This is a genomic window from Streptomyces antioxidans (assembly GCF_000968685.2).
Lineage (GTDB): Bacteria > Actinomycetota > Actinomycetes > Streptomycetales > Streptomycetaceae > Streptomyces > Streptomyces antioxidans.
In genome coordinates, this window is sequence record NZ_LAKD02000002.1 from 86,247 (window position 1) to 96,667 (window position 10,421).

At 70.4% G+C, this 10,421-nt stretch carries 9 protein-coding genes; 7 read left to right on the forward strand and 2 right to left on the reverse strand.

The features are described from left to right. Positions 1–119 precede the first annotated feature (119 nt). A complete protein-coding gene (locus VT50_RS02305; RefSeq protein ID WP_046084898.1) occupies positions 120–1,607 on the reverse strand; it encodes a potassium/proton antiporter in 1,488 nt (495 codons plus the stop codon). A gap of 252 nt (positions 1,608–1,859) precedes the next feature. Between VT50_RS02305 and VT50_RS02310 the strand changes: the two genes are divergently transcribed. Next, positions 1,860–4,628: a penicillin acylase family protein gene (locus VT50_RS02310; RefSeq protein ID WP_046084897.1), complete on the forward strand. Its 2,769-nt coding sequence runs from the start codon at positions 1,860–1,862 to the stop codon at positions 4,626–4,628. 134 nt (positions 4,629–4,762) lie between these two features. Here VT50_RS02310 and VT50_RS02315 read toward each other — a convergent pair whose 3' ends face one another. After that, positions 4,763–5,365 (reverse strand): 5-formyltetrahydrofolate cyclo-ligase, encoded by a 603-nt coding sequence (locus tag VT50_RS02315; RefSeq protein ID WP_107424708.1) that lies wholly within the window; start codon positions 5,363–5,365, stop codon positions 4,763–4,765. Between the two features lie 82 nt (positions 5,366–5,447). Here VT50_RS02315 and galU point away from each other — a divergent pair, with 82 nt between their 5' ends. From galU to sepX, 6 genes are all read left to right on the forward strand, one after another. After that, complete coding sequence (galU, locus tag VT50_RS02320) at positions 5,448–6,350, forward strand: UTP--glucose-1-phosphate uridylyltransferase GalU (RefSeq protein ID WP_046084895.1); 903 nt, start codon at positions 5,448–5,450, stop codon at positions 6,348–6,350. A gap of 4 nt (positions 6,351–6,354) precedes the next feature. Continuing rightward, on the forward strand, positions 6,355–7,674 hold the full coding sequence (gene glp, locus VT50_RS02325; RefSeq protein ID WP_046084894.1) for a molybdotransferase-like divisome protein Glp: 1,320 nt from the start codon (positions 6,355–6,357) through the stop codon (positions 7,672–7,674). Between the two features lie 65 nt (positions 7,675–7,739). Then, positions 7,740–8,222: a cyclic pyranopterin monophosphate synthase MoaC gene (gene moaC / locus VT50_RS02330; RefSeq protein ID WP_046084893.1), complete on the forward strand. Its 483-nt coding sequence runs from the start codon at positions 7,740–7,742 to the stop codon at positions 8,220–8,222. Then, positions 8,219–8,818: a MogA/MoaB family molybdenum cofactor biosynthesis protein gene (locus VT50_RS02335; protein WP_075200276.1), complete on the forward strand. Its 600-nt coding sequence runs from the start codon at positions 8,219–8,221 to the stop codon at positions 8,816–8,818. Before moaC ends, VT50_RS02335 begins: the two co-directional genes overlap by 4 nt. Continuing rightward, positions 8,815–9,438, forward strand: coding sequence for a GNAT family N-acetyltransferase (locus VT50_RS02340; RefSeq protein ID WP_046084892.1), 624 nt, complete (start codon positions 8,815–8,817; stop codon positions 9,436–9,438). Before VT50_RS02335 ends, VT50_RS02340 begins: the two co-directional genes overlap by 4 nt. 142 nt (positions 9,439–9,580) lie before the next feature. Further along, the coding region (sepX, locus tag VT50_RS02345; protein WP_079343751.1) for a divisome protein SepX/GlpR at positions 9,581–10,421 on the forward strand (841 nt) is incomplete at its 3' end.

Consider the following 10,421-nt stretch of genomic DNA (forward strand, 5'->3'; position numbering starts at 1 on the left):
ACTCTCACTCAATGAGTGCTAACGACGCTCCATAGTGCAGTATTCCTGCCCGTCAGTCCACTGGGACGAGACATACGGTGATCGAACGCACTGCCTGAGGCGGCCTCCGACAGGCCCCCTCACCCCGCTCCCGTGCCCAGCCAGTCCGCCAGCTTGCCGCCCCGGCCCACTGCCCGCAGCCGCCGCTCGGCCGAGTCGCGCACCGGATCCGTGGCCACCACCAGCAGCTCGTCGCCGCGCCGCAGCATCGTGGAAGGCAGCGGTACGAAGCTGGTCTCGTCCCGGACCACCAGGGTGACCGCGGCCCCCGGGGGCAGCCGCAGCTCGCCGACCTCGACGCCGTGCATCTTGGACGACTGGGGGATCGACACCGACAACAGATGGCCGCGCAGCCGCTCCAGTGGTGCCGACTCGATGCCCAGGTCGGCTGGCTCGGGCTCCTCGAGCCGCAGCCGGGGAGCGAGCCAGGGCAGCGTCGGCCCCTGGACCAGGGTGTAGACGATCACCAGCACGAAGACGATATTGAAGATCCGGCCGCTGTCGGGCACGTCGCTGACCACCGGGATGGTCGCCAGCACGATCGGCACCGCCCCGCGCAGCCCGGCCCAGGACAGCAGCGCCTTCTCCCGCCAGGGCAGCCGGAACGGCGACGTGCTGACCAGGACCGACACCGGACGGGCCACCACGGTCAGCACCAGCCCCACCGCGAGCGCGGGCAGGATGTCGTCGCCCAGGTCATGCGGGGTGACCAGCAGCCCCAGCAGGACGAACATCCCGATCTGGGCGAGCCAGCCCAGCCCTTCGGCGAAGCCGCGCGTGGCCGGCCAGTGCGGCAGCCGTGCGTTGCCCATGATCAGCGACGCGAGGTAGACGGCGAGGAAGCCGGACCCGTGCGCCAGCGAACCCGCCGCGTAGGCGGTCACCGCGATGGCGATCACCGCGATCGGGTACAGACCCGAGGCGGGCAGCGCCACATGGCGCAGGCCATAGGCGCCCAGCCAGCCGACCGCGATGCCGATCACCGCGCCGATCGCCAGCTCCAGGGTGATCGTGCCGAACAGGGCGTACCAGGATTCCATGGGGCCCTGGCTGGAGAAGGCGACCACAAGGATCACCACAGGGGCGTCGTTGAAGCCCGACTCGGCCTCCAGGACGCCCGTGAGCCGCTTGGGTAGTGGCACCGTGCGCAGCACCGAGAAGACCGCCGCCGCGTCCGTGGACGACACCACCGCGCCGATGATCAGCGCCTGCCGCCAGTCCAGCCCCACCGCATAGTGCGCCGCCGCCGCGGTGATCCCCACGCTCACCGCGACGCCCACGGTGGACAGGACGGCGGCCGTGGGCAGGGCCGGTTTGATCTCGCTCCACTTCGTGCCCAGACCGCCTTCGGCCAGGATGACGACCAGCGCGGCATAGCCGAGGATCTGTGTCAGTTCGGCGTCATTGAAGGTGACGCCGATCCCGTCCGTGCCGATGGCGACGCCGATCCCGAGATAGATCAACAGCGTGGGCAGTCCACTTCGCGATGACAGCCTTACGGCCGCCACCGCGAAGAGCAGGACCAGGGAGCAGATCAACAGCAGTTCGTTGAGGTGGTGAACAGTCAGGGGCCAACCCTTTCTCGCGGGAGCGGAGGGAACGCCGCGAAGGGCTCCCCGCCGACCGGAACTTCATTGCCTTACCTAACATTTTACGGGATCTTGACGCGAGCCTCCCATGAGAAGGCTTCGCCGAGGTGTACGAGCCCGGGCGATGGCCGGTGCGGGGCGTCAGTCATGACTCCGCGTAGGGGCGGTGACAGCGCTGCGCCTATGGTTGCTCCAGCACTCCAGGTTCACCCTGCCCCTCGAAGGACAGCGATGCCCGCCAACACAACCGGCTCTTCTCCCAAAAAGAAGAAGAGCCGACGTCTCCGCCTGATCGTGATCGCAGTCGTGCTGCTGCTCGTCGGGGGCGTCGGCTACGGCGCGTACTGGAGTATCAGTACCGTCAGAGCCTCATTCCCGGAGACCACGGGATCGCTGCAGCTGAAGGGTTTGTCCGGCCCCGTGCAGGTCAAACGTGACGGCTACGGGATACCTCAGATCTACGCCAGCACCTCCGATGACCTCTTCCGCGCCCAGGGGTTCGTCCAGGCCCAGGACCGCTTCTGGGAGATGGACGTCCGCCGCCATCTGACCGCGGGCCGGCTCTCGGAGATGTTCGGTTCCGGTCAGGTGGAGACCGACGCGTTCCTGCGCACCATGGGCTGGCACCGGGTGGCCAAGCAGGAGTACGACACCAAGGTGTCGGCCGACACCAAGAGGTATCTGCGGGCCTACTCCGACGGTGTCAACGCCTACCTCAAGGACCATCAGGGCGACGCGCTGTCCGTCGAGTACGCGGCGCTCGACTTCAAGAACGACGGCTACGAGCCCGAGAAGTGGACCCCGGTCGACTCGCTGGCGTGGCTGAAGGCGATGGCCTGGGACCTGCGCGGCAACATGCAGGACGAGGTGGACCGGGCCCTGGCCTCCAACCGGCTCAGCGCCAAGCAGATAGACCAGCTCTACCCGTCCTACCCGTACGGTCGGAACAAGCCGATCGTCCAGGACGGCGCCGTCAACGAGGCGACGGACGAGTTCGACCCCAAGGGCACCCCGGCCGGCTCCACGAGCGGCACGGGAGGCACCGGCTCGGTGGACGGAGGGGCCACCGGAGCCGCTCAGGGGCTGCAGACGCAGCTGTCCTCGCTCTCCAAGACCCTGGATGACGTCCCGGCGCTGCTGGGCCCGAACGGGACCGGGATCGGCTCCAACTCGTGGGTGGTCTCCGGCAAGTACACGACCACCGGCAAGCCGCTGCTCGCCAACGACCCGCATCTGGCGCCCCAGCTGCCGTCTGTCTGGTACCAGATGGGGCTGCACTGCAAGCGGGTCAGCAGCGCGTGTCCGTACGACGCGGCGGGCTTCACCTTCGCCGGTCTGCCGGGTGTCGTCATAGGTCACAATCAGGACATCAGCTGGGGCATGACCAACCTCGGCGCCGACGTCAGTGACCTGTACCTGGAGAAGGTCACCTCCGACGGCTACCTCTACGACGGCGAGCAGGTCCCGTTCACCACCCGCGAGGAGACCATCAAGGTCGCGGGTGGTGCGAGCCGTAAGATCACCGTCCGCACCACCAACAACGGCCCGATCGTCTCCGACCGCGACGACGAGCTCGACAACGTCGGTAAGAGCGCCCCGGTGGGCACCGGCGCCGATGATGTGGCCCCCGACCGCGGCGACGGCTACGCGGTGGCGCTGAAGTGGACCGCGCTGACCCCGTCCAACACCATGGACTCGGTCTTCAAGCTCAACACCGCCAAGAACTTCAGCGACTTCCGTAAGGCGGCCCGCGACTTCGCGGTCCCCTCCCAGAACCTCATCTACGCCGACACCAAGGGCAATATCGGCTACCAGGCACCCGGTCAGATCCCGGTGCGCTCCAAGGGCGACGGCCGCTACCCGGCGCCCGGCTGGGACTCGCGCTACAAGTGGAGCAAGTACATCCCGCAGTCGGCGCTGCCCTGGGAGCTCAACCCGGATCGCGGCTATATCGTCACCGCCAACCAGGCCGTCATAGACGAGAAGAACTACCCGTATCTGCTGACCGACGACTGGGGTTACGGCGCGCGGAGCCAGCGCATCACCGACCTCATCGAGTCGAAGGTCAAGGACGGCGGGAAGATCTCCACGGACGACATGCAGTCCCTCCAGATGGACAACAGCAGCGAGATCGCCAAGCTGCTGACGCCCTATCTGCTGAAGATCGACGTCAAGGACGACTACGTAGGCGAGGCCCAGAAGCTGCTGGAGAGCTGGGACTACACCCAGGACTCGGACTCGGCGGCCGCCGCGTACTTCAACGCCGTCTGGCGCAACACCCTCAAGCTGGCCTTCGGCGACAAGCTCCCGAAGGAGCTGCGGGTCAAGGGGGAGTGCCTGCGGGTGCGCCCGGCCGACGACTCGGGTCCGCTGGAGGATCTGAACGGTAACGCCCGGCTGGTGCGCGAATGCGGTAAGCGCGACCCCGACATGGCCCAGCCCGACGGCGGCGACCGCTGGTACGAGGTCGTACGCAAGATCATCAAGGACCCGAAGAACGACTGGTGGAAGACGGCGGGCACCCGCAACAAGCCCGGCGCCACCAACCGTGACGAGCTGCTGTCCCAGGCCATGCTGGCCGCGCGCTCGGAGCTCACCGCCAAGCTGGGCAAGGACATCAACAGCTGGAGCTGGGGCAGGCTGCACCGGCTGACCCTGAAGAACCAGACCCTGGGCACCGAGGGCCCCGGCGTGGTGCAGTGGCTCCTCAACCGGGGCCCGTGGAACCTCTCCGGCGGCGAGGCGGCGGTCAACGCCACCGGCTGGAACGCGGCGGGCGGCTACGACGTCACTTGGGTCCCCTCGATGCGGATGATCGTCAACCTCGACAACCTCGACAAGTCGCGCTGGATCAACCTCACCGGCGCCTCCGGCCACGCCTACAACGCGCACTACACGGACCAGACCGAGAAGTGGGCGAAGGGCGAGCTGCTGCCCTGGGCGTTCAACAAGAGCGCCGTGGACAAGTCCACGGAGGACGACTTGGCGCTCACCCCGTAGCGATCCATGGAGCACCCGGTGCCCCGCATGGGGCTCCGAGGGGCCCGGTGGCCGTCTGAGGGGCGTTTCCGCCCCCGGCCGGCCCCGGGCCCGTCGACCCTCGCGGCCCCGCCGACAGGCGCCTCCGGGCGCCCTCAGCGGGGCCGCGCTGTGAAGCGGTGGAGGCCCGACGGCGTCACCGCCGCGTGCACCGGACGGTCATGGCCCTCCTCGGGCACCTCGTCCAGCAGTTCACCGTCGTACAGCAGCACCACCAGCGCCGGATCCGCCCCCGCCGCCGCCAGCCGGGCCAGCACCCGGTCGTACGAGCCCCCGCCGCGGCCCAGCCGCATTCCGCGCCGGTCCACCGCGAGCCCGGGCAGCAGCACCACGTCCGCTCCGGTCACCGCCTCGGGGCCGAGCCGCGGGCCCTCGGGCTCCAGCAGGCCGCGACGGGCGGGCGCCAGCCGCCCGGGTCCTTCGTCCTCGCCCCAGTCGAGGTCGTCGTCCTCGAGCAGCACCGGAAGCAGCACCCGGACCCCGCGGGCGCGCAGGGCTTCCCTCAGGGCATACGTTCCGGGCTCGCCGCCCACGGACACATAGGCCGCCACCGTGGCCGCGTCGACGAGCTCGGGAAGCTCCAGGGCGCGACACGCCAGAGCGGCGCCGGCCGCCTCGATGTCATCCGCCGTCAACCTGGATCTCATCGCCAGGTGACGTCTTCGCAATGCGCGCTTACTAGCGTCGATGTTGATCACTGGGTGCGCAATCTTCCTGTCTCATGCCATATTCACCGAATGCTCATCATTCGCCCCAAAGGCACCGGATAGGGTTCGGTACATGACTCAATCGCGTACTCGGATCAGCAAGGCTGTCATCCCTGCCGCGGGACTCGGAACCCGCTTTCTTCCGGCCACCAAGGCCACCCCCAAGGAGATGCTGCCGGTCGTCGACAAGCCGGCGATCCAGTACGTCGTCGAGGAAGCAGTCACCGCCGGACTGTCCGACGTCCTCATGATCACCGGGCGTAACAAGCGGCCCCTGGAAGACCACTTCGACCGCAACTACGAGCTCGAAGAGGCCCTGACCCGCAAGGGCGACGAGACCCGACTCGCCCGCGTCCAGGAGTCCAGCGACCTGGCGACCATGCACTACGTCCGCCAGGGAGACCCCAAGGGTCTCGGCCACGCCGTGCTCTGCGCCGCCCCACACGTCGGTGACCAGCCCTTTGCCGTCCTCCTCGGCGACGACCTCATTGATGCCCGCGACCCGCTCCTGGCCCGTATGGTCGACATCCAGGAGCGCCACGGCGGCAGCGTCATCGCCCTGATGGAGGTGGACCCGGCTCAGGTCCACCTCTACGGCTGCGCGGCCGTCAAGCCGACCGTGGACGACGACGTCGTCCAGGTCACCGGCCTGGTCGAGAAGCCCGACCCGGCGGACGCGCCCAGCAACTACGCCGTCATCGGCCGCTATGTGCTCGACCCGGCCATCTTCGGGGTGCTGCGCGAGACCGAGCCGGGCCGCGGTGGCGAGATCCAGCTCACCGACGCCCTTCAGGCGCTAGCCTCCAGCCCGGACCTCGGCGGCCCGGTGCACGGCGTCGTCTTCAAGGGGCGCCGCTACGACACAGGCGACCGTGGTGACTATCTGCGTGCCATTGTCAGACTCGCGTGCGAACGTGAAGACCTGGGCCCGGAGTTCCGGGATTGGCTTCGCAGTTACGTCACCGAGGAGATGTAGCACCTTGAGCAGCACCGCAGAACGGGCCGCCGGCCGGGGCCCGGACCAGGACCGGGTCTGGACGGTGGCCGAGCACCTCGACGACATCCTCGGACACGTCCACCCGCTGGAGCCGATCGAGCTGCAGTTGCTCGAGGCCCAGGGCTGCGTCCTGGTGGAGGACGTCACCGTCCCCGGCGCGCTTCCGCCGTTCGACAACAGCTCCATGGACGGCTATGCCGTCCGTACGGCTGACGTCGCGGCCGCGACCGAGGACCATCCCGCGGTGCTGACCGTCGTCGGCGACATCGCGGCGGGCAGCGGTGACCTGCCCGCCGTGGGCCCGGGCGAGGCGGCCCGGATCATGACCGGAGCCCCGGTCCCGCCCGGCGGCCAGGCCGTCGTCCCCGTCGAGTGGACCGACGGCGGTCTCGACAGCGGGCCGGTCACCCATATGCCCGCGCGGGGCTCGGACCCCCACGGCGGAAGCGGCAGGGTGCGCGTCTTCCGACCGGTGAGGGAGGGCCAGCATGTGCGCACCCGGGGCAGCGACGCGGACGCGGGCGAGCTCGCGCTGCGCGCGGGCACGGTCCTGGGCGCCTCGCAGCTCGGGCTGCTGGCCGCGCTCGGCCGCGCCACCGTGATGGTGCGGCCCCGGCCGCGGGTGGTGGTGCTCTCCACCGGCAGCGAGCTGGTCCAGCCCGGCGAGGAGGTCGGCCCCGGCCGGATCCACGACTCCAACAGCTTCCAGCTCACGGCCGCCGCCCGGGAGGCCGGCGCGATCGCCTACCGGGTGGGCGCGGTGGCAGACGAGGCCGCCACGCTGCGCGCCGCTGTCGAGGACCAGTTGGTCCGTGCCGACATCGTCGTCACCAGCGGCGGGGTCAGCGTCGGCGCCTACGACGTGGTCAAGGAGGCGATGCACGAGGTGCACTTCCGCAAGCTGGCCATGCAGCCCGGCAAGCCCCAGGGCTTCGGCCGCGTCGGCCCGGAGAACACCCCGCTGATGGCCCTGCCCGGCAACCCGGTGAGCTCGTACGTCTCCTTCGAGCTCTTCGTACGCCCCGTGATCCGCACCATGCTGGGCAGCTCCGACGTCCACCGCCCCATCGCCCAGGCGGTCTGCCCCGAGGGCGTCGCCTCCTCGCCCAAGGACAGACGCCAGTTCCTGCGCGGCTGGTACGAGCCGGCCACGCTCGACGGCCCGGCCACCGTCAGCCCGGTGGGCGGTGCGGGATCGCACCTCATCAAGGCCATGGCGCACGCCAACGCGCTGATCGTCGTCCCCGAGGACGTCACCCAGGTCGCCCCCGGCGCCGAGGTGGACGTCGTCCTGCTGGCCTAGCCGCCGACCGCGGCGGGTACGGTGTCGTCCCACACAGGAGCCGCCTGGCCCGGACCGGGAGAACGATGAGCAGCGCCCAGGACCACCTCACCCATCTCGACCCGTCGGGCGCCGCCCGCATGGTCGACGTCTCGGCCAAGGACGTCACCGCGCGCACCGCCCGGGCGAGCGGCCGCGTGCGCGTGGCGCCGCGCGTCGTGGAACTGCTGCGCGGCGAGGGCCTTCCCAAGGGCGACGCCCTCGCCACCGCCAGGATCGCGGGCATCATGGCCGCCAAGCGGACCCCGGAGCTGATTCCGCTCTGCCATCCGCTCGCGGTGTCGGGCGTCACGGTGGACCTCGAGGTAGCCGACGACGCCGTCGAGATCACCGCCACCGTGAAGACCACGGACCGCACGGGCGTGGAGATGGAGGCCCTGACGGCCGTCTCGGTCGCCGCCCTGACGGTGATCGACATGGTCAAGGCCGTCGACAAGGGAGCCGTCATCACCGACGTCCGGGTGGAGGAGAAGTCCGGCGGCAAGTCCGGTGACTGGAGCCGGGCATGAGCGGCTCAGCGGCGCCGCGCCGCGCCCTGGTCGTCACCGCCTCCAACCGCGCCGCCGCCGGGGTCTACGCCGACACCGGGGGCCCGCTGATCGCCGAGGGCCTGGCCGGGCTCGGCTTCGCCGTGGACGGCCCGCGCGTGGTGCCCGACGGCGATCCGGTGGAGGCCGCCCTGCGGGACGCCGTGGCGGCCTCGTACGACGTCGTGGTGACCACCGGCGGCACCGGTCTCACCCCCACCGACCGCACCCCCGAGGCGACCCGCCGGGTCCTGGACTACGAGATCCCCGGGATCGCGGAGGCCATCCGGGCGGCGGGGCTCGCCAAGGTGCCCACGGCCGCGCTCTCCCGGGGGCTGGCCGGGGTCGCGGGCGGGACCCTGGTCGTCAATCTGCCCGGCTCCACCGGAGGGGTGCGTGACGGCCTTACGGTGCTCGGCGGCCTCCTGGTCCACGCGGTCGACCAGATCCATGGCGGGGACCACCGCAGACCCGCCGATTCCGCCTCTTCCTCCTCCGCCTCCGCTTCCGCCGATGATGCTTCCGATCCCGTCGATGGCCCCGCCGATTCCGCGGGGCAGGCCGGGAGAGCGCGCTGAACGCCCCCTGGCCGGTCGTGCTGGCGGACGGCGATACCGTCCTCCGCCCCATAAAGCTGCGCGACCAGCGCGCCTGGCGTGAGGTCAACCAGCGCAACCGGGAATGGCTGCGGCGCTGGGAGGCCACCATCCCGCCGCCTCCGCCGGGCGGCCCCGTCACCCATCGGCCCACCTACCGGCAGATGGTCCGCCATCTGCGGGCGGAGGCGCACGCGGGGCGGATGCTGCCGTTCATCATCGAGTACCAGGGGCGGCTGGCCGGGCAGTTGACGGTCGCCGGGATCACCTGGGGGTCGATGTGCTCGGGCCATGTCGGCTATTGGATCGACCAGGCGGTGGCCGGGCAGGGAGTGATGCCGACATCGGTCGCGCTCGCCGTCGACCATTGCTTCCGCACCGTCGGACTGCACCGCGTCGAGGTGTGTATCCGGCCCGAGAACCTGCCCAGCCGCCGGGTGATGGAGAAACTCGGATTCCGCCAGGAAGGGCTGCGCCCGCGCTATCTCCACATCGACGGCGCATGGCGCGACCACCTGGTCTACGCGCTTACGGTCGAGGAACTGTCCGAGGGACTGCTGAACCGGTGGCACCGGACCCGACCAGGCGCATCGCAGAAATAAAATATCTGTTCGAATAACGGGAGAACATTTCCAACCTGGTCATCCCAACAATCACAAAAAACTTTCGAGATATCAGCCAGATCGTGCGACACACCGCGCCAATTGGCAGATGGCCTCATGCGGACCCCTCTACCGTGTGAGCGTGAGCAGCAGTGGCCTCATCTACGCAGTCATCGTCGGGGCCTGGGCCGCCTATTTGGTGCCGATGTGGCTTCGTAGGCAGGACGAGCTCAATGAGGCCCGTCCGACGGAACGCTTCAGCACCGCCATCCGGCTGTTGTCCGGACGGGCGGGCATGGAGCGCCGTTACGCCAAGAGCCGAGCGGACCTCGAGCGCCCCGGGGACCCGGCGGAGGACCCCGCGGAGCGTGCCGCCGAGGACGTGGACGCCCCCACCAAGGGGGGCGGCCCGGCCGAGCCGGAGCGCTACGCGGCCGACCCGGAAGCGGTGACCGACGCGATCGACGTCCGGGGCTTCGCCGAGCCCGTAACCCTGCGCGCCCCCGCCCCCACGGGCGCCGACGCCCCCGCCGAGTGCGCGCCGGCACCGGCGGCCGGGAGCGCGAGCGGTGCGCGGGGCGCGAGCGCTGGGGGTACGCGTGGCGCGGGCGCCGGTGGTGCGGGCAGTGCGCGGGGGGCGGGCGCCGGAGGCTGGAGCGCGCTGGACCGCGGACGGCGCGCCCGAGTGCTCGCGCGCCGTCGCCGCACCACCGTGGTCCTCTTCGTCGCCTTCACCTTCGGCGCGATCGTCGCGGCCGTCGGCGGCCTCGCCTTCCTATGGGCCCCGGGCATCCCGGCCATACTGCTCAGCACCTATATCGCCTACCTCCGCGCCCAGGAGCGCCGCCGCTTCGCGTTCACCATGGACCAGCGCCACGCCGAGCAGGCGGCGCAGCGGCTGCGCGAGCGCCGTCCGCGGGCCCATCCGCCCGCCGAGGGCCCCTCCGCCGAGGGCGGTCCCGCCGACCCTCCCGCCCCCGCCG

What these genes read in the sequence shown, in the direction of transcription:
- VT50_RS02310 (WP_046084897.1), top strand. Translation starts at nt 1,860, where the DNA reads ATGCCCGCCAACACAACCGGCTCTTCTCCCAAAAAGAAGAAGAGCCGA.
- galU (WP_046084895.1), top strand. Translation starts at nt 5,448, where the DNA reads ATGACTCAATCGCGTACTCGGATCAGCAAGGCTGTCATCCCTGCCGCG.
- moaC (WP_046084893.1), top strand. Translation starts at nt 7,740, where the DNA reads ATGAGCAGCGCCCAGGACCACCTCACCCATCTCGACCCGTCGGGCGCC.
- VT50_RS02335 (WP_075200276.1), top strand. Translation starts at nt 8,219, where the DNA reads ATGAGCGGCTCAGCGGCGCCGCGCCGCGCCCTGGTCGTCACCGCCTCC.